The sequence below is a fragment of the Dactylosporangium sp. NPDC048998 genome (assembly GCF_043197855.1).
Lineage (GTDB): Bacteria > Actinomycetota > Actinomycetes > Mycobacteriales > Micromonosporaceae > Dactylosporangium.
The window spans coordinates 90,562-109,262 of record NZ_JBICTV010000023.1 but is presented as its reverse complement, the minus strand read 5'-3'; the positions used below and the strand labels follow the sequence as shown (position 1 = coordinate 109,262).

The 18,701-nt window shown below is 73.5% G+C and carries 18 protein-coding genes; 9 read left to right on the top strand and 9 right to left on the bottom strand.

What is annotated here, in order from left to right; genetic code table 11:
* Window positions 1-27: 27 nt before the first annotated feature.
* The 3 genes from ACGFI8_RS35180 to ACGFI8_RS35170 are packed head-to-tail and all read right to left on the bottom strand — an operon-like array spanning window position 28 to window position 3,187.
* A complete protein-coding gene (locus tag ACGFI8_RS35180) occupies window positions 28-975 on the bottom strand; it encodes a carbohydrate ABC transporter permease (RefSeq protein WP_392811225.1) in 948 nt (315 codons plus the stop codon).
* Entirely contained in the window at window positions 972-1,943 is a 972-nt protein-coding gene (locus tag ACGFI8_RS35175) for a carbohydrate ABC transporter permease (RefSeq protein WP_392811224.1), read from the bottom strand. The genes ACGFI8_RS35180 and ACGFI8_RS35175 overlap by 4 nt, the downstream gene beginning before the upstream one ends.
* Window positions 1,940-3,187, bottom strand: a complete 1,248-nt coding sequence (locus ACGFI8_RS35170) for an ABC transporter substrate-binding protein (protein ID WP_392811222.1) — start codon at window positions 3,185-3,187, stop codon at window positions 1,940-1,942. The genes ACGFI8_RS35175 and ACGFI8_RS35170 overlap by 4 nt, the downstream gene beginning before the upstream one ends.
* 311 nt (window positions 3,188-3,498) lie before the next feature.
* Here ACGFI8_RS35170 and ACGFI8_RS35165 point away from each other — a divergent pair, with 311 nt between their 5' ends.
* Window positions 3,499-3,858, top strand: coding sequence for an STAS domain-containing protein (locus tag ACGFI8_RS35165; protein ID WP_392811221.1), 360 nt, complete (start codon window positions 3,499-3,501; stop codon window positions 3,856-3,858).
* Window positions 3,859-3,882: 24 nt separating this feature from the next.
* On the opposite strand, the gene ACGFI8_RS35160 is transcribed toward ACGFI8_RS35165, so the two are convergent.
* The gene (locus ACGFI8_RS35160; RefSeq protein WP_392811220.1) at window positions 3,883-4,308 is read right to left on the bottom strand and encodes a DUF2716 domain-containing protein; all 426 of its coding nucleotides are present in this window, start codon (window positions 4,306-4,308) and stop codon (window positions 3,883-3,885) included.
* A 48-nt stretch (window positions 4,309-4,356) separates the two neighbouring features.
* On the opposite strand from ACGFI8_RS35160, the gene ACGFI8_RS35155 reads away from it, so the two are divergent.
* The 3 genes from ACGFI8_RS35155 (at window position 4,357) to ACGFI8_RS35145 (ending at window position 7,922) form a co-directional block, all read left to right on the top strand.
* Window positions 4,357-4,788, top strand: a complete 432-nt coding sequence (locus ACGFI8_RS35155) for a hypothetical protein (RefSeq protein ID WP_392811219.1) — start codon at window positions 4,357-4,359, stop codon at window positions 4,786-4,788.
* A gap of 114 nt (window positions 4,789-4,902) precedes the next feature.
* Window positions 4,903-5,634, top strand: a complete 732-nt coding sequence (locus ACGFI8_RS35150; RefSeq protein WP_392811217.1) for an ABC transporter ATP-binding protein — start codon at window positions 4,903-4,905, stop codon at window positions 5,632-5,634.
* On the top strand, window positions 5,631-7,922 hold the full coding sequence (locus tag ACGFI8_RS35145) for an FtsX-like permease family protein (protein ID WP_392811215.1): 2,292 nt from the start codon (window positions 5,631-5,633) through the stop codon (window positions 7,920-7,922). The genes ACGFI8_RS35150 and ACGFI8_RS35145 overlap by 4 nt, the downstream gene beginning before the upstream one ends.
* Before the next feature lie 43 nt (window positions 7,923-7,965).
* On the opposite strand, the gene ACGFI8_RS35140 is transcribed toward ACGFI8_RS35145, so the two are convergent.
* Entirely contained in the window at window positions 7,966-9,177 is a 1,212-nt protein-coding gene (locus ACGFI8_RS35140) for a cellulose binding domain-containing protein (protein ID WP_392811213.1), read from the bottom strand.
* A gap of 110 nt (window positions 9,178-9,287) precedes the next feature.
* Complete coding sequence (locus tag ACGFI8_RS35135) at window positions 9,288-9,989, bottom strand: esterase/lipase family protein (protein ID WP_392811212.1); 702 nt, start codon at window positions 9,987-9,989, stop codon at window positions 9,288-9,290.
* Window positions 9,990-10,066: 77 nt separating this feature from the next.
* Between ACGFI8_RS35135 and ACGFI8_RS35130 the strand changes: the two genes are divergently transcribed.
* Entirely contained in the window at window positions 10,067-11,044 is a 978-nt protein-coding gene (locus ACGFI8_RS35130) for a helix-turn-helix transcriptional regulator (protein WP_392811210.1), read from the top strand.
* Window positions 11,045-11,097: 53 nt separating this feature from the next.
* Here the strand turns inward: ACGFI8_RS35130 and ACGFI8_RS35125 are convergent, their stop codons facing one another.
* The gene (locus ACGFI8_RS35125; protein WP_392811208.1) at window positions 11,098-11,895 is read right to left on the bottom strand and encodes an ROK family protein; all 798 of its coding nucleotides are present in this window, start codon (window positions 11,893-11,895) and stop codon (window positions 11,098-11,100) included.
* Window positions 11,896-11,980: 85 nt separating this feature from the next.
* Here ACGFI8_RS35125 and ACGFI8_RS35120 point away from each other — a divergent pair, with 85 nt between their 5' ends.
* Window positions 11,981-14,341 carry an RICIN domain-containing protein gene (locus tag ACGFI8_RS35120; protein ID WP_392811207.1) on the top strand — a complete coding sequence of 787 codons (2,361 nt, stop codon included), beginning with the start codon at window positions 11,981-11,983 and terminating at the stop codon, window positions 14,339-14,341.
* Between the two features lie 283 nt (window positions 14,342-14,624).
* Here ACGFI8_RS35120 and ACGFI8_RS35115 read toward each other — a convergent pair whose 3' ends face one another.
* Window positions 14,625-15,407, bottom strand: coding sequence for an alpha/beta fold hydrolase (locus tag ACGFI8_RS35115; RefSeq protein ID WP_392811206.1), 783 nt, complete (start codon window positions 15,405-15,407; stop codon window positions 14,625-14,627).
* 52 nt (window positions 15,408-15,459) lie between these two features.
* Here ACGFI8_RS35115 and ACGFI8_RS35110 point away from each other — a divergent pair, with 52 nt between their 5' ends.
* From ACGFI8_RS35110 to ACGFI8_RS35100, 3 genes are all read left to right on the top strand, one after another.
* On the top strand, window positions 15,460-16,128 hold the full coding sequence (locus tag ACGFI8_RS35110) for a TetR/AcrR family transcriptional regulator (RefSeq protein WP_392811204.1): 669 nt from the start codon (window positions 15,460-15,462) through the stop codon (window positions 16,126-16,128).
* 227 nt (window positions 16,129-16,355) lie between these two features.
* The gene (locus tag ACGFI8_RS35105; protein ID WP_392811202.1) at window positions 16,356-17,108 is read left to right on the top strand and encodes an ROK family protein; all 753 of its coding nucleotides are present in this window, start codon (window positions 16,356-16,358) and stop codon (window positions 17,106-17,108) included.
* Between the two features lie 38 nt (window positions 17,109-17,146).
* Entirely contained in the window at window positions 17,147-18,043 is an 897-nt protein-coding gene (locus ACGFI8_RS35100) for an N-acetylmuramic acid 6-phosphate etherase (RefSeq protein WP_392811201.1), read from the top strand.
* A gap of 195 nt (window positions 18,044-18,238) precedes the next feature.
* On the opposite strand, the gene ACGFI8_RS35095 is transcribed toward ACGFI8_RS35100, so the two are convergent.
* The gene (locus tag ACGFI8_RS35095) at window positions 18,239-18,490 is read right to left on the bottom strand and encodes a hypothetical protein (protein WP_392811199.1); all 252 of its coding nucleotides are present in this window, start codon (window positions 18,488-18,490) and stop codon (window positions 18,239-18,241) included.
* Window positions 18,491-18,701: the final 211 nt, after the last annotated feature.

The following is an 18,701-nucleotide window of genomic DNA, read 5'->3' as shown; positions in this document are numbered from 1 at the left end:
AGTCCCATCGGGCGGACGGCCAGCAACTCAGTCCTGCAGTGTGCCGGCCAGCAGCCCCCGCATGAAGAAGCGGCCGAGCAGGACGTAGATGGCCAGCGTGGGCAGGCTTACCAGCAGGGCGCCGGCCATGGCCTGGCCGAAGGGGACGGACTGGCCGCCGGCCACGTTGTTCAGGGCGATCGTCACCGGCCACGAGTCGCGGCTCGTCATCATCGCGCCGAACATGAAGTCGTTCCACGAGGACGTGAACTGCCAGATGACGGCCACGGCGAAGGCCGGTTTCGACAGGGGTACCGCCAGATCCACCCACGTGCGGAGCACCCCGGCGCCGTCCAGGCGGGCCGACTCCAGCAGGGCGTCGGGCATCGACACGAAGTGGTTGCGGAAGATCAGGGTGGTGATCGGCAGGCCGTAGATGATGTGGATGAGCATGAGGCCGAGCAGGCCGCCGGTCGCGTCGCCCGCGCCGCGCAGGCCGACGGCGGTCATGGTCTGCGAGACCGGGATGATGACGGCCTGGTACGGCACGAAGATGCCGAACAGGATCAGCGGGAAGATCACGTTGGAGAACGGGAAGCGGAACTTCGACAGCACGAACCCGTTGGCGCAGCCCAGCAGGGCCGAGATGAGGCTGGCCGGGATCGCCAGCGTGAGCGAGTTGCGAAAGCCCGAGGACAGCTTCGGCAGCACCGCGCCGAAGTTGTCGAAGGAGAGGCTGGTCGGCAGCTCCCAGATGCGGGTCACGCTGACGTCGGCCGGGTTCTTGAACGACGTCACGACGAGCACGTAGACCGGCATCAGGAAGAACGCCGCGAGGCCCCAGAGGATGAGGTACCGCACCGTCCTGCGCACCGGCCCCGGACGCTGCCAGCGCGGGGCGTCCGACGGGTCGGGCGGGGGTGGCGCGGGCGGGGCGGGCCGGGAGAGGTTCTGCCGTGGGACGACGGCGGTAGCGCGGACCATCTGACGACTCACCGCCGTTCCGTGCGCAGGCTGTACCAGACGTAGGGGCCGACCACGAGGGCCACCCCGATGAGCAGGACCGTGGCGATCGTGGCGCCGCGGTCGTAGAAGCCGCCGTCGAACGTGGTGAACCACATGTACAGCGACGGCGTGTCGATGCGCAGGTTGCCCTGGTCCAGGGCGTACAGCAGGTCGAACGTCTTCAGCGAGATGTGCACCATGATGAGCAGCGCGCTGAACGTCACCGGGCGCAGCGCGGGCCGCACGACGTACCAGAAGATCTGGACCTCGCTCGCGCCGTCCATCCGCGCGGACTCGCGCAGCGTCGCGTTCACGCCGCGCATCCCGGCCAGGAACAGCGCCATCACGTAGCCGGACAGCGCCCAGCCGGCCGGCAGGGCCACGGCGGCGATCGCCCACATCGAGCCGGACTTGTGCCAGTCGCTGCGCAGGAAGCCCAGCCCGACGCCGGCGAGGAGCTTGTTGATGCCGGCGGTGTCGCTGCCGGAGCCGTTGTCCAGCAGCCACCGCCACACGATCGCGGTCGCGATGAACGAGATGGCCATCGGGAACAGGTACACGCCGCGCAGGAAGCCCTCGCCGCGCACGCCCCGGTCCAGCAGCATCGCCATGAAGAACCCGAGCAGCATCGCGCCCACGACGAACACGAGCGTGAAGATGATCAGGTTGCGCATGTCGGCACGGAAGCGCTCGTCGCGCAGCAGCGCCGTGTAGTTGGACAGGCCCACGAAGTGGTACTTCGGGGAGAGCCCCCGCCAGTTCGTGAACGACACGCGCACGTTCCAGCCCAGGAACCCGTACACGAACACGCCGATGAGGATCAGCGACGGCGAGACCAGCACCAGGCCGGGTAGCCAGCGCGGGCCGTGCTGCTTGCGGGGCCGGCGCTGCGGCGGCGCGAACACCGGCCGGGCCGGCTCCGAGGAGTGGCGCGCCACGTGGGCCGTGGGCAGGTTCACTGCGTCTCCCGGTACTGCTGCTCGACGGTCCGGGCGAACTTGCCCTGGTCGCCGTGCTGGACGAACAGGCCAAGCGCCGAGTCGATCTCCGCGTTGTACGCGTTGTTCGCCACCACGCCGTGGGTCAGCGAGCCGACGATGCGCGTCTTCGGGTCGCGCCACTGTTGCAGCGCCCAGTCGAGGTAGCCCTGGTAGAGGCCGGGGTCGGCGTCGGTGCGCGCCGGGATGGAGCCCTTGAGCGGGTTGAACAGGTTCTGCCCGTCGGCCGACCCGCACTCCACCAGCCACTTGCGGGCCAGGTCGGGGCGGCGCGAGCCGGTCGGCAGGGTGAAGGAGTCGGACAGGAAGTCGTAGACGCCGTCGGTGCCCGGCGACGCGGTGACGTTGTAGTCGGTCTCCCACCGCAGCTTCTTGGACTGCTCCAGGTAGGACGAGGACCAGTCGCCCATGACCGCGTAGACGGCGGAGCCGGAGAAGACCTTGTCCAGCTGCGGCTGCCAGTCGCCGGCGGCGGACTTGACGTCGGAGACGGCCAGGACCTTCGCGAACGTGGCGAGCGCGGCGGTCACGTCCGGCGACAGCCAGCTGATCCCGCCGCTGAAGAGCCGCTCGTACTTGTCCGCGCCGAGCTCGCCGAGCAGTACCGTCTCCAGCAGGTGCTTCTGGGTCCACTCCGGGCCGACCGCGAGCGGGATCCTGCCCTTCGCCTTGATGGTCTCGGCCTGCTGCAGGAACTCCGCCCAGGTCTTCGGCGGCCCGGGGAGCCCGAGATCCTTCAGGGTCCCGGGGCTGTACCACATGAGATTGGCCCGGTGGATGTTGACCGGCACCGCATAGATCCGGCCGTCGATGGTCAGGTTCTCGACGAGCCCCTTCGGGAACACCTTCGTCCAGCCCTGCTGGTGGTAGAGGCCGGTGAGGTCCTGGACCTTGCCGGAGCGCACGTCGTCGAGCAGCTCCAGGCCGGCGTGGCGCTGGTAGGAGTCCGGCGGGTCGTTCGCCAGCAGCCGGCTGGCGAGGATCGCCTTGGCGTTGGAGCCCGCGCCGCCGGAGACGGCGGCGTTGACGAACCGCACGCCCGGGTTGGCGGCCTCGAAGGACTTGGCCATGGCGGCCAGGCCCTCCTCCTCACCGGGGCCGGTCCACCACGAGTACACCTCGAGCTGGTCGTCGCTGGCGCCACGCACGGTGAACATGGACAGCCCGGCGAGCAGGGAGACGACCAGGATCGTCAAGATCGCCAAGCGGCCCTTCCACACGCCAATCCTCCTGGGATCAGGACGCGGCGCGGCGACTCCATCCGGCGGGGCGGCGCACGCATGTCGTGCAGGGACCGTATTGCGCAAACATACCGATTGGTGATTGAACCTTAGGTCGCTACCGAGCGTCGATCGGGCACTTACATCCGACGAAGGGATGAACTTCTATCACGGTGTAATGGAAGTGTCGCTCCGGGTGTTGTCTGACGATTGGCCTGGCCGCCGGCCCCGTTGGCCGTCCGCCGGCACACCGATGGGCGAAGAGCTGTTCACAATCCGGTGTGAGGTTGGTTACGGTGGCACCCGGTGCAACATCCACCGACACCTCGGAGGCGAGCGTGCCGCACGAGAGTTCACCGGCCACCGGCGGCGGGGTAAGCCTGCTGCACAATCCCAGCAGTCCCGTCGCGATCCTGTTCGACGGCGAGATCGATGCGTCCTGGGCGCCCCAGGCCCAGCACCGGCTCGTCGAAGCGCTGCTGCACCACCGTCCCGATCCCATCGTCATCGACCTGCGCGGGGCCACCCGGCTCGACCCGCGGGTGGTCGGCGCCATCCTCGCCACCATCGAGGCCGCCGACGACCTGGACGTGCCGGTCGAGGTGCTCCTCGGCCCGGCCGACCCCACGGGAGGTCTGCTGGCCGCGACGCGGTGAACACCTACCTGACGCGGTGAACGCCTACTTACGAGGCAGCCACGCGAGCATGGGGGCGAGCACGCCGACGAGCGGCTCGCCCCACACACGCAGGGTCTGCTCCCACGGCAGTCCCTCGGCGCCGATGGCGAAATTTTCCGTGCCGACGACGTAATGATCGCCGTTCGGCACCACCAGCCGGTCGAGCGGCTCGGTCTGCCGGTGCGGCCAGAACCGGAACGACGCGTGCTCCCGGTCGAGCACCAGCAGCGGCCGGTCCGGGGGCAACACCCGCACGAACGCCAGGTGCGTCAGGCTGTCGACCGCGCGCTCCGCCGCGTTGAACTCGGCCTGCACCGGGGACGTGAAGAACCCGCTCAGATCGAAGGTCACCGAGGGCTGCGGGTCGCCGGGCACCCGCGACCACAGCTCGCCGTAGGTGTCGAACGGAAGCTCCTCCCACGCCGTCATGCGGCCCAGGATATTTGCGGCGACCACGACTCTGCTAACAATGTCGGCATGAATCGTCTCGGGTGGGCAATCGGCGCCGCGGCCGCAACCGTCCTGGTATGCGCCGGCGGCCCGTTCGCCGTCGGCTTCCCGCAGCGGTCGGCCTTCCTCGCCCGCCAGGAGCCGCAGGCCTGCGGGCTGATCGCCAGGTCGTCGCCGTTCGGCGAGGTGACCAGCTGTATCGACCTGGGCCGGCGCACCCCGCCGCTGTCCGGCGACGGCCACGTCTTCCTGCTGCTGGAGACCGGCACCGGCCCGACCGTCGTCCGCGTCGACTACAGCGGCACCGACGACAGGACGTTCCGCGCCACCGCGGTCGAGGTGCCGACCTGGGAGGCGCCGGGCATCTCCCACGACACGGGCGAGCGCATCAAGACCGGCATCGACGGCCGCGGCGGCCTCAAGACCGAGCCCTGGGCCGTACACCCCGTCCCGAACTGACCACGAACTGACCCGCCCCGTTCGGGCCGGGCTGGGCGGGTAGGGCTGGCCATACCGCGATGACGCCAGCCGGCGGGCGTGTGGCGGGGCGGTCGCGCGCGATTTCATCGGGGCATGACCGATGACGTCGTCGAGCTGGAGCGGGTACAGAAGCGATTCGGGGGCGTCACCGCGCTGGACTCGGTGACGCTCGGGTTCGCGCGCGGGACGTTCACCGCGGTGATGGGGCCCTCCGGGTCCGGCAAGTCCACGCTGCTGCAGACCGCGGCCGGGCTGGAGCGCCCCACCGCCGGCACCGTGCGGGTCGGCGGCACCGACCTCGCCACCCTCGGCGAGACCGGGCTGACGCTGCTGCGCCGGCAGCGCATCGGGTTTGTCTTCCAGGCGTTCAACCTGCTCTCCTCGCTCACCGCCGAGCAGAACGTCGCCCTGCCGCTGCGGCTGGCCGGGCGGCGCCCGGCGCGCCGGGACGTGCGCGCGGCGCTCGCCGCCGTCGGGCTCGCCGATCGCGGCCGGCACCGGCCCGCCGAGCTCTCCGGCGGGCAGCAGCAGCGCGTCGCCATCGCCCGGGCCCTCATCACCCGGCCCGACGTGCTGTTCGCCGACGAGCCGACCGGGGCGCTCGACATGAGCACCGGGCGGGAGGTGCTCGCGCTGCTGCGCTCCATGGTGGACGGCCAGCGGCAGACCGTCGTCATGGTCACCCACGACCCGGTCGCCGCCGCGCACGCGGACCGGGTGGTGTTCCTCGCCGACGGGCGGGTCGCGGGGGAGATGACCGCGCCCACCCCGCAGTCCGTGGCCGAGCGCATGACCAGCCTCGAGACGGCGGGGGCCCGGGGATGACCGGGATCGCGCTGCAGACCGTCCGCGCCCGCTGGGCCTCGTTCGCCGGGGTGTTCATCGCGCTCGGCCTCGGCGTCTGCCTGCTCGCCACGACCGGGCTCACCCTCGCCTCCAGCGTCGGCGGCTCCCGCCACCCCGCCTGGTACGACCGCGCCGACGTCGTCGTCGCCGGGCAGAACAGCGTCACCGTGGTCGTCGACCCCGGCACCGACGGGGAGTACACCAGCACCACCGGCACCCGCCGCTCCCGCGCCCTGCCGCCGGAGCTGGCCGCGCGGCTGCCCGGCGGGATCGTCGACCGCTGGCTGCCCGGCGGAGCCCACCCGTGGTCGGCCGCGGCGCTGCACGACCTGCCGCCGGGCGCCGGGCCGGCCCGCGACGACGAGGTCGTGGTGGCCGGTTCCGGGCACCACGCCGGTGAGCGGATCGAGCTGCTGGGCCGGGTCTTCACCGTCGCCGGCACGGTCGGCGGCCCGGACGCGGTCTACCTCACCGACCGGGCCGCCGAGCAGCTCAGCGGCGGGCGCATCGACGCGGTCGCCGTGCGCGGCATGACCGCCGCCCAGGTGCGCGCCGCCGTCGGCGAGGGGCCGCGGATCCTCACCGGCGACGCCCGCGCCGACGCGGAGCCCGACCCCGACGGCGACCTGCTCGCCGTCGCCGCCTCGCTGATGGGCACCACGGCCGGCCTCGCCGCGTTCGTCGCGGTCTTCGTCGTCGCCGGGACGTTCGCGTTCGCCGTCGCCCAGCGCCGCCGCGAGCTCGCGCTGCTGCGCGCCGCCGGGGCCACCCCGCGGCAGGTGCGCCGGCTGGTGCTCGGCGAGGCGATCGTCGTCGGCGTCGTCGCCGGGGCCGCCGGCTGCGGCGCCGGGCTGCTCGCCGCGCCGCCGTTCGCCCACCTGCTGGCCCGCCACGGGTTCGCGCCGGCCGGGTTCACCGCCGGGTTCGTGCTCTGGCCGCTGCTGGCCGCGTTTGGCACGGGCATGCTCGTCGCGCTGGCCGGCGCCGCGGTCGCCGCCCGGCGGGCCGGGCGGGTGCTCCCGATCGAGGCGCTGCGCGAGGCCTCCGCCGAGCGGCGGGTGATGACCGTGGGGCGGTGGGTGTTCGGGCTGCTGTTCCTCGGCGGCGCCGTGGCCATGGTGGTCGCGGTGCCCGGCGGCGGGGCCGACGCCGTCGCGCTGGTGCTGCTGGACGCGCAGCTGGCCATCACCGGTATCGCGATGTTCGCGCCGCTGCTCGCCCCGGGGGCCGCCTGGCTGGCCGGGTGCCTCCTGCCGGGCGTCACCGCCGCCCTCGCCCGCGACGGCGCCCGCACGTCGGTCCGGCGTACCGCCTCGACCGTCGCGCCGATCCTCGTCACCGCCGGCATCGCCGCGTCGACCCTGGCCGCGACCGCGACCGTCTGGCGGGCCGATGAGCGGGCCGCCGCCGAGCGGGTCACCGCGACCGGGATCCTCGCCGCGCCGCAGACCGTCCCCGACGGCGGCGTCCCGGTCGCGCACGCCGTCGTGTACATCCGCCAGTCCGACTACGCCGAGGAGTTCGACGCGCTCTACGCCGGCCCCGGCCTCGCCCGCGTCATGCGCGTGTCCGCCGAGCCGGCCGACGGCACGGTCGTCGTCGGGCACGAGCTCGCCGAGTCGATGGGCTGGCGCGCCGGCGGCACGGCCGACCTTTGGCTCGACGACTCGACGCCGGTGCACCTGCGCGTCGGCGGGGTGCTCGAGCCGGCCCTCGACCTCGACAACACCGTCCTGCTGCCCTGGGCGCTCGGCCCGGGCCGGCCCGACGCCGTCTACCTGTCCGGCCCGGCCGCCGGCGTGCCGGCCCCCGTGCTGACCCCCGCCGAGTACTTCGCCGGCCTCGACGCCGAGCAGCGCCGGATGAACGACTTCGCGCTGCTGGCGGTGCTGGGCATGGCCCTGCTGTACACCACCATCGCCATCGCCAACACGCTGGTCATGGCCACCGCGGACCGCTCCCGCGACCTCGCCGTGCTCCGGCTGGCCGGCACCACGCCCCGGCAGGTGCTGGCGATGGTCGGCATCGAGGCGCTGCTCGCCGCGGCGGCCGGGATCGCGCTGGCCTGGCTCGTCGCCGGCGGCATGCTGCTCGGGCTGACCCGGGGCCTGCGCGCCGGCGACGCCGAGCCGGAGGTCGTCGTGCCCTGGACCCCGGTGCTCGGCGTCGCCGGCGTCTGCGCCGCCGTGGCGCTCGTCGCGGCCCTGATCCCGGCGGCGCTCGCGCTGCGCACCCCGGCGGCCCGGATGGCGCCCATGCGCGAATAGCGGGTGAAGCCGGGCATCCTCGCGATCCGCGACGCGTGACGCGCTACGACGCCGTGCAGGTCACCGCCGGCGTGCCGCTGGTGCCGGAGCCAAGGAAGCCGTAGGAGACGGTGCTGTTCGGGGCGAGGCTGCCGTTCCACGACAAGTTGGCGGCGGTGACCGCGGCGCCCGACTGGGTCAGGGTCGCGCCCCAGCTCTGCGTGACCTGCTCGCCGGCGCCGAACGTGAACCGGGTGACCCAGCCCTGGATGGCGGCCGTCCCGCTGTTGCGGACCGTGACCTCGCCCTGGAAGCCGCCCTGCCACTGGTTGACGACGCTGTAGGTCGCGGTGCAACCGGCCGCGGGGCCCTGACTCTGCGACGGACTCTGCGACGGACTCTGCGACGGGCTCTTCGAGGGGCTCGGGCTCGCCGAGGCGCTGCGCGAAGGGCTCGCCGAGGCGCTGCGTGAGGGGCTCGGCGAGGCGCTGGTCGAAGGGCTCGGCGAGGCGCTGCGCGAGGGGCTCGGCGAGACACTTCGCGACGGGCTCGCGGAGGGGCTCGCGGGGAGGTTGTTGAGGACCGCGGTCAGGGGCGGGTACCAGCGGTCGGCCATCTTGCGGTTGCCGGAGTCGTTCGGGTGCACCCCGTCGCCGGTGTCGGTCGCCGTGTTGAAACCGGTCCACTGGTCGACCACGACGATCGGCGACGCGGCCGTCGTGCGCGAGGCCGCCCAGCCCGGGATCGCGTTGTTGAGCGCCACCACCCGCGCCGCGCACTCCGGGCACGACGACGGGTTCATCGGGATGATCTGCGCGACGAGGACGCGCATGGCCGGGTTGCTCGCCCGCATCTGGTCGACGAGCTTGGAGTACGCGGCGAGGATCGTGTCGACCGGCCGGTTGCTCCACACGTCGTTGGTGCCGAAGTGCATGAGCACCACGTCCGGATGGGTCGCGTTCAGCCAGGCCGGCAGCTGGTTCTGGTCGGCCACGTCGGTGACGAGCGCGCCGCCGTGCCCCTCGCCGTCGCCGTCGTACGGCACCGAGCAGCCCTGCGGCGGCTGGGTGCCGACGAAGTCGATGTTCGTGTACCCGCCGGACTGCAGCGCGTTCCACAGCAGCGCCCGCCAGCAGCCGGGCGAGCCGGTGATCGAGTCGCCGAGCGGCATGATCCGCACCGGCGCCGCCGCGGCCGAGCCGGGCAGGGCGAGCAGGACCGTGGCGGCGAGGCAGGCCAGCACCGCCGACACCGTGGACACCAACCGCAAGCGCATGATCGACTCCCTCCGGGTACCGAATGGCGGGCAGTCAAGCAAACGCTTCGATCGTGCTCAATGCCGATCGAGTCCGTGGGCCCCGGACCTGGCGGGCCGCGGTGTACGTTTCACGGCTCCCCCTGACCGAGGCCGCCCAGCAGCGCGGCGAGGTCGGCCGGGCGGCTGAACATCGGCCAGTGCCCGGTCGGCAGTTCGTGGACGCGGTAGTCGCGGCGGTCCAGGCCGGCGAAGAACGGGTGGCCGCCGGCGATCATGCCCTCGACGGTCTCCTTCGTGAACGTGCAGCAGACCAGTTCGGTCGGCGGCTGGTCCGGCCCGCGCAGCCGCAGCGGTGCCGCGACCGCCGGCCAGGGGTGCGGGGTGGCCCGCTCGCGGATCCACGCCGAGCGGCCCGCGAGGCCGGCGAAGAGCACCGGGTCGTCGGCCGGGTCGAACGACGGCGGCGGCACGTCGCCGCCGGCCTCCGGCGCGGGCGTGAAGTCGGCCTGCGCGGTGCTGTCGGGCACCGGGCCGCTCTCCACGTACACGACGCGGGCCACGCGGCCGGCCAGCCGCTCCACCGCGCCCCGCACGGGCAGGCCGCCGTAGCTGTGCGCCACCAGCGTGACCTCGTCGCGCCCGCCCGCGGCCGCGACCACGTCGGCGATGTGCGAGTCCAGCGTCGCGTCGCCCGCCTCGGCCGCGCGCTCGGCGAGGCCGCCGAGCGTCACCGCCGTCACGTCGTGCCCGGCGCCGCGCAGCGGCTCCGCCACCGCGTCCCACGCCCACGCGCCGAGCCACATGCCCGGGACCAGGATGAAGTTCGTCATGCCGGCGAGGCTACGATCGAATCAGGGCGAATTCCGCCCTGATTGAGCTCTGATTCTCCCTGCCTGCGGAGTGGCCCGTGTCACAGTCGACCGGCAAGGTGCTCGCCCTGCTGGAGCTGCTCCAGGCGCAGCCCGGGCTGACCGGCCCGCAGCTGGCGCAGCGGCTCGGCGTCGACGAGCGCACCGTGCGCCGCTACCTCGCCGGCCTGGCCGACCTGGGGCTGCCGGTGCGGGCCGGGCGGGGGCGCTACGGCGGGTACCGCCTGGCGCCCGGCTTCCGGCTGCCGCCGCTGATGCTCGGCGACGACGAGGCGGTCGCGGTAGTGCTCGGCCTGCTCGCCGCGGCCCGCCTCGGCCTGGGCGTCGGCGCCAACGCCCAGGCGGCCCGCGAGTCGGCACTGGCCAAGATCGAGCGGGTGCTGCCGGCCGCGCTGCGCGAGCGGGTCCGCGCGGTGCGCGAGACGCTCGGCTTCACCCTCCCGGCCCGCGACGCGCCCGACCCGCCCGCCGCCCGGCACCTGCTGACCCTCGCCGAGGCGGCCCGGGACCGCCGGAGGGTGGCGCTGACGTACCGTTCGTGGCGCGGCGAGGACAGCGAGCGCGATTACGACCCGTACGGGGTGGTCTTCCACGCCGGCCGGTGGTACGCGACGGGCCTGGACCACCGCAGCGGCGAGCTGCGCATGCTGCGGCTGGACCGCATCGGCTCGGTGGTGGCCGGCACGGAGCGCTTCGACCCGCCGCCGGGCTCGTTCGACGCGGTCGGGTACGTCGTCGGCGCGCTCGCCGCCGTGCCGTACCGCCACGAGGTCGAGGTGCTGATCCGCGCCACCGCCGCGGAGGTCCTCCGCCGTGTCCCCGCGACCATCGGCACAGTGTGCCCGGCCGATGGCGGCACCCTGCTCGCCTGCCGCGCGGAGCGGCTGGACGGGATGGCCCGGATGCTCGCCGGCCTCGGCTGGGACTTCGTGGTGCTGCGCCCGGACGAGCTGCGAGCGGAGGTCGCCGCGCTGGGCCGCCGGCTCGTCGCCCTGGCCGGCCCCGCCGGCGGGTGAGCGTCGCCTACGCCGGCACCGTGCCGCACCAGAGCCCACACGTGCGGTCTCCCTCAGTGCAGCACGGCCCCCTCCGGCAGGGACCATAGCGCCCGCGCCCCCGCCAGCGGGGCCGCTTCGCCGAGCGCGGCCGGGACGACCTCCACCGGCTGGTAGGTCGCGACGCGCGCCAGCTCGGCCCGCAGCGCCGGCCACAGCTCCGCCCGGCGCAGCGCGATCGCGCCGCCGATGGCCACCGCCTCCAGGCCCGCCGACAGCGCGAAGTTGGCGACGCCGAGGGCCAGGCTCCCGGCGTACATCCGCCAGAAGGAAGCGTCCTCGACGGACTCCAGGGGCCGGCCGAGCCGCCGGCGCAGCGCGTCGCCGCCGGTCAGGGTCTGCAGGCAGCCGGTCTGCCCGCACTCGCACGGCAGGTCGTTGCCCGCGACCAGCTGGTGGCCGGCCTCGGTCGTGAGGTACACCCCGCCCAGGCGCAGCGCGGCGCCCACGCCCGTGGACAGGGTGAGGTAGCCGCAGCGCTCGAACCCGCGCAGCGCGCCGGCCGTCGCCTCGCCCAGCAGGCCGCAGGTGGCGTCGTGGGCCACCCGCACCGGTCGGCCCAGGGCCGCGGCCAGGTCGCGGCCGAGGGGGCGCCCCTCGTACCCGCGCAGGTTCAGCGCCACCCGCACCGTGCCGTCCGGCGTGACCCGGCCGCAGAAGGAGACCGCGGCCGGCTCCGGCCCGGGTGGCACGGCGCCGGTGATCGCCGCCAGCTGCCGGTCGTAGTCGGGGTCGGTGCGGAAGCGGGCGGCGGACCCGACGCGCGTCCACGTCCCGCCGATGTCCACGGCCACGCTCGTCGTGCAGTCCATGAAATCAACGTCCGTCAGTGTAGAGGTATGTCGATGTGTGTGGGAATCTGAGCATGGTTCACGCCACCGCCAGGAGGGACCAAACATGAAGCTACGTCTTGCGACGCTCGCTGTCCTCTGTCTCGTCGCCGCCCAGCTGATCGCCGTCCGCCCGGCGGCCGCGGCGACCACCGTCACGATCAGCGGCACCTCCGCCGGGCGCACGTTCGACGGCGTCGGCGCCATCTCGGGCGGCGGCGGCAACAGCCGCCTGCTGTACGACTACCCCGAGCCGCAGCGCGGCCAGATCCTCGACTACCTGTTCAAGCCGGGCTACGGCGCGGCGATGCAGATCCTCAAGGTCGAGGTCGGCGGCGACACCAACTCGACCAGCGGCGCCGAGCCGAGCCACCAGCACACCGCGACCGATCTGAACTGCGACCGCGGCTACGAGTGGTGGCTCGCCGAGCAGGCCCGCGCCCGCAACCCGCAGATCAAGCTCTACGCCCTCGCCTGGGGCGTGCCGGGCTGGATCGGCAACGGCAGCTTCTGGTCCACCGACATGATCAACTACTACCTGAGCTTCCTGGACTGCGCCAAGAACAGCCACGGCCTCACCTTCGACTACATCGGGGGGTGGAACGAGCGCGGCTACGACAAGTCCTGGTACGAGCGGCTCAAGTCCACGCTGAACAGCCGCGGCTACGGCAACGTGCAGGTCGTCGCGGACGACACCAGCTTCAACCCGGCCAACGACGTGGTCGGCGACCCCGCGTTCGCCGCCGCCGTGGACGTGCTGGGGTCGCACTACGTCTGCGGGTACCGCGGGTCACAGTCCACCTGCCCCAGCAGTACCAACGCGATCAACAGCGGCAAGAAGGTCTGGGCCAGCGAGAACGGCTCCGACGACTACAACCTCGGCGCGGTCGCGCTCGCCCGCGGAATCAACCGCGGCTACCTCGACGGCAAGATGACCGCGTACATCAACTGGCCGGTCATCGCCGCGATCACGCCGAACATCCCGTTCCCCACCATGGGCGTCGCGCTCGCCGCGCAGCCGTGGTCGGGCAGCTACTCGATCGGCAAGAACGCCTGGGTCATGGCGCACACGACGCAGTTCACCGCGCCGGGCTGGCGCTACCTCGACGGCGCCTCCGGCTATCTCGGTGGCAGTCGGGCCAACGGCAGCTACGTGACCCTGCGCGACCCGAACAGCGGCAACTACAGCGTCGTGATCGAGACGATGGACGCCACCGCCGCGCAGACCTTCACCGCGACGGTCACCGGCGGGCTGTCCACCGGCGCCGTGCACGTCTGGTCGTCGCTGCTGAGCTCCTCGTCCGGCGCCGACTACTTCGCACACACCGCCGACGTCACCCCGTCCGGCGGCGCGTACACCGTCACCCTGCAGCCCGGGCGCGTCTACACGCTGAGCACCACCACCGGGCAGGGCAAGGGGACGGCGACCTCGCCGGCGGCCGGGAGCCTGGCCCTGCCGTACGCCGACGACTTCAACGGCTACGCGATCGGGCGCGAGGCGCGGTACCTCGCCGACATGCAGGGCGCCTTCGAGATCGCCCAGTGCGGCGGGACGCGTTGCGTGCGACAGATGTCGCCGCGCGCCCCGATCACGTGGGACGACCTCAGCGACCCGTACGCGCTGCTCGGCGACCTCGGCTGGAGCAACTACAAGGTCTCCGCCGACGTACTGCTGGAGCAGGCCGGCTACGCCGAGGTGATCGGCCGGGCCGGCACCCAGCACGCGTTCGGCCCGGCCGGGCTCAACGCCTACTACCTGCGGCTGTCCAACACCGGCGCGTGGACGCTGCTGCGCAACGACGTCAGCAACGCCGCCACGGTGCTGCGCAGCGGCAGCGTGTCCGCGCCCGGGACCGGAACCTGGCACAACCTGGCCCTGACGTTCTCCGGCACCAACCTCACCGCCCAGATCGACGGAGCCACCGTGGCCACGCTCACCGACAGCGTCTGGAGCACCGGGCAGGTCGGCATCGGCACCAGCCAGGGCGAGACGGCGCAGTTCGACAACCTGTCGGTCACCGCGGTCGCCGGCCCGCCCCCGCCGGTCAGCGGCCCGCTGGTGAGCGCCCAGTCCGGCCGCTGCCTCGACGTGCCCAACGTGTCGCAGACCAACGGCACCCAGGTGGCGATCTGGGACTGCAACGGCGGGACCAACCAGCAGTGGACGCAGCTGTCCGGCGGGGCGCTGCGGGTGTACACGAACAAGTGCCTCGACGTGCTCAACCAGGCGACGTCGGCCGGGTCGCCGGTAGGCATCTGGGACTGCACCGGCGGGGCGAACCAGCAGTGGCGGGTCAACGCCGACGGCACGATCACCGGGGTACAGTCCGGCCTGTGCCTGGACGTGACGGGGCAGGGGACGGCGAACGGCACCCTGGTGGAGATCTGGACCTGCAACGGGGGAGCGAACCAGCGCTGGACCCGCTGATGCTGGCGGCCCGGCCGGGTCCGGCCTGGCGCGCCCTGCGCGAGGCCGGACCCGCCCGCGTCGCCACCCCGGACGGCCTGGCGTGGCTGCTCACCTCCTACGCGCACGTGCGCCGCGTCCCGCCCGCACCTGTCGTTCGGCCATGGCCCGAACCGCTGCGCGGGCCGGCCGCTGGTGTACGCCCTGATCCGCGAGGCGACCCGGGCCCGGCTCGCCTACGACCTCTCGGGCCTGCGCTGGACCGTGGGCCTGCGCACCCGCGGCCCGCGCGGGATTCGGGCGATCAGGCGCTGACGGCCGAGCCGGTGAGGAACTGCGCGAGCATGTCGGCGAAGCGCGGCCGGCCGATGTTCGGGGCGTTGTGCGACGAGCGCGGCAGGACGAACGTGCGGGCGTCCGGCATCGCCGCGGCCAGGGCCGCGTTGATCTTCCCGTAGTACGGCGGGCTCTGCGCGCCGCACGCCAGCAGCGCCGGGGCTCTGATGCCCGCGTACTGCGACGCCGGGCCCGGGTGCGCCACGACCTCCTCCGTCTCCAGGATCGTCGTCGGCAGCAGTTCGCCCATCTTCCGGCCGATCGGGGTCCGCAGGAACGCCCTCGAGATCGCGAGCTGGACGCCGAACGGCAGCCGGGCCGCGGCGGGGCCGCCGGACTCCAGGGCCTGGCCCATGACGGTAACGGCCCGCGCGAGGTCGCCGGCGTCGAGGTGGGCGCGCATCCGCGGTACGAACGCCGAGGGGAAGAGGTCGTCGACCTGCACGGTGCCGTCGTAGATCGCGACGTGGCCGAGGTCGAGTTCCAGCGCCGCGCGCATGACGACGAGGCCGCCGTAGCTGTGACCGAAGACGTTGCGCGCGCCGGTGCGCTCCAGCACCGCGGCCAGGTCGGCGATCTCGTCGTCGACGGTGTAGCCGGGCCGCTTCGGGCCCGCGTCGAGCCGGCCGCGCCGGTTGTACACGTGCACGGTGATCCGGGGGAGCCGGCGCGCGAGGGCCCGCACGAGCCGGTCGTACATGTCCGCGGTGACGCCGCCGCCGTGCACGACTACCAGATCATCTGTGGCCATCTCGCCTCCCGGTCTGATACTGCGAACGATGTTTGCAGTTTACAGTGGTGTGGTGGGGGACAGCCAGTCGATATTTCAGCGGCCGCCCCGGGGCAGCCGCGGACCCGCGCCGGGGCACACCCGGGACGAGATCGTGGCTGCCGCCGTCGTGCTGGCCGACGCCGACGGGCTCGCCGCCGTCTCCATGCGCGCGGTCGCGGCGCGGCTCGGCACGGCGGCCGGCTCGCTGTACCGCTACCTGTCCTCCCGTGACGACCTGCTCGACCTGATGGCGGACGCGGCCATCGGCTCCATGCGGCCGTTCCCCGCCGCCCCGGACCCGTTCGACGCGCTGGTGCTGGTGGCCCGCGCGCAGCTCGCCGTCTACCGGCGGCACCCGTGGCTGCTGGAGGTCATCCAGCGCACGTCGGGGGTCGGCCCGAACGGCCTGGCGTACTTCGACCACTGCCTCGGCGTGCTCGCCCCGCTGTCGTGCGCGGTGGGGCGCAAGTTCGAGGCGATCGCGATGATGACCGGCGTGGCGTCGCTGTTCGCCCGCCCGCAGCCGGAGGGGGTGTCCTTCGCCGGGATCGACTTCTCGCCGTATCCCCACCTGGCCGCCGCCCTGGCCGGGGTCGCCGGGGCCGCCGCGGCCGCCTCCGGGGCGCAGGCCGCCCCGGAGGCCGAGCCGGACCTGTTCGAGCGGACCATCAGGAGCGTCCTGTCCGGCCTGCTGTTGTAGCGCCGGCGGTCCGCACGCCGCCGGGGATGGCCTGCACGCCGCCCTGGCGGAGGCGGCGTACAGGAGTCCATTGATTATCGGCGATGCGAGCGGGTTTGGCGAGCCGGGTGCCCCGCCGGCGCGGCGAGCGCCGCCGCCCGTGCGCCGAGCGGTCCGGTCGGTGATCAACGTGGCCTTTTTCGTGGTCGGTGCGGCGCGCGGCGGGCGCGTGCCGCACAATCCACCGGGTGGTGAACACGCTGACGATCGACTGTGGCGGCGGCGGCCTCAAGGCGGCCGTCGTCGACGACTCCGACGCGTTGGTCGGCGGGCCGATCCGGGTCCCGACGCCGTACCCGTTCCCGCCCGGCCGGTTCGTGAGCGCCCTGCTCGACATCGAGGGGCAGCTGCCGGCCGCGGACCGCGCCACGATCGGCCTGCCCGGCATGGTCCGTCACGGGGTGGTGGTCGCCACCCCCCACTACGTCACGAAGGCCGGGCCGCACACCACGGTCGACCCCGAGCTGTACGCGGCGTGGACCGGCTACGACGCGCGCGCCGCGCTCAACCGCGCCTTCGGCCGGCCCGTGCTGGTGCTCAACGACGCCGAGGTGCACGGCGCCGGCCTGGTCGTCGGCACCGGCCTCGAGCTGGTGCTCACGCTGGGCACCGGCCTGGGCAACGCGCTGTTCGACGACGGGGTGCTCGCCCCGCACCTCGAGCTGTCCCACGGTCCGATCCGCCGCAAGCGCACCTACGACACGTACATCGGCGAGATCCAGCGCCGCGAGCTCGGCAACGCCCGCTGGTCGCGCCGCGTGCGGCGGGTGGTCGACGGGCTGCGCCCGGTGTTCCACTGGGACCGGCTGTACATCGGCGGCGGGAACTCGGCGCTCATCGACGCGCCCACGATCGAGCGGCTGGGCCCCGATGTGACGATCGTGCCGAACACGGCCGGCGTGCTGGGCGGCTCGCGCGCCTGGAAGCTGGTGGGCGCATGAGCGACGGTCCCAGCGAATCAGCGGGTGACTTAGTTTTCGTGCGGTCGCCGACCGAGCTGCGCGATCCCGCCACGGCGGACCTCGACCTGCTGGACACGCCCGAGCTGCTGGCCCGCATCCACGCCGCCGACGCGACCGTGCCCGGCGCGGTGGCCGCCGCGCTGCCGGACCTGGCCCGGGCGGTCGACCTGGCCGTCGCCGCCCTGCGCCGCGGCGGACGCGTCCACTACGCCGGGGCCGGCTCGTCGGGCCGCCTGGCGGTGCTGGACGCGGCCGAGATTCCGCCGACGTTCGGGGTGCCCCCGGACCGCTTCGTGGCCCACATCGCCGGCGGCGACGCCGCGCTGCGCACCGCGCTGGAGTCGGTCGAGGACGACGCCGGGCGCGGCCGCGCCGAGCTGGCCGCTGCCCTCGCCGCCGGTGACGTGCTGGTCGGCCTGGCCGCGAGCGGGCGCACCCCGTACCTGGCCGGCGCCTTCGCCGCGGCCGCGGACGCCGGCGCCGCGACGGTGCTGGTGACGTCGAACCCGGCCGCGCCGCTCGCCGCGGGCCGCGACGTGTGCGTGGTGGTGGACACCGGCCCGGAGGTGATCACGGGCTCGACCCGGATGAAGGCCGGCACCGCGCAGAAGCTGGTGCTGCACACCTTCTCCACCGCGGTCCTGGTGCGCCTGGGCCACACGTACTCGAACCTCATGGTCGACCTGCGCGCCACCAACGCCAAGCTGCGCGGCCGCATGCTGGCGATCCTGGCCGAGGCGACGGGCGCCGCGCCGGACGCCTGCGCCGCCGCCCTGGCCGCGGCCGGCGGCGAGCTGAAGACGGCGCTGGTCACCCTGCTCACCGGCGCCGGGCCGGGGGAGGCCCGGGCCGCCCTCCAGGCCGCGGACGGCCACGTCCGGACCGCGTTGGCCGCCCTGCCGCGACACACGTAACGGCAGGACCGAGGCCGCCCCGCCGGCGCCGGCGGTCGACACGTGCCCGCCGAGCCTGGGCCCGGTACCTGCCGTACAACGCCGGCTGCGGGCCCCGGTCGCCGATGCCGTCGCGGCGCTCGTTCCGGAGGCTTGATCCTAGCCTCCTAGGATGCCAAAACGCGGTGTGGGGAGCGTCGTCGTGGGTTGTCGTGCTCAGCCGACGACGTCGGCGAGGCCGGCGATCCAGGCCAGGGCCTCCTGCTCGCCGGGGAAGGAGCGGCGGGTCGCGTAGACCGTGGCGGTGCCGCCGATGCTGACCACGAACGTCACCGCCCAGGTCTGCCGGTCCTTGCGCAGCAGGCGGGCCCGGGTGTCCAGGTGGATCGGGGCGATCAGCGTGGCGTGCTCGACGTTGAGCAGTGAAGGCTGGGACGTCGCCATCTCGACCACGGGTACGAGCCTCACCGAACCACCATAAACCTCGCGATATGGCGCTCCCGTCGTCATGCTCTTGCGAAGGGGAGTAAGAATCAAACAGGGATGCGTCTGGATATTGCGCGCGGCTGTCGGCGGAGCTACCGTCCCTCTTGCACCGACAATCCGCCGACCGGTGTCCCCTCAACGGCCGATCCAACGGCCCCCGCCCCCCGCCGCACCGACCCGCGACAACCCACCG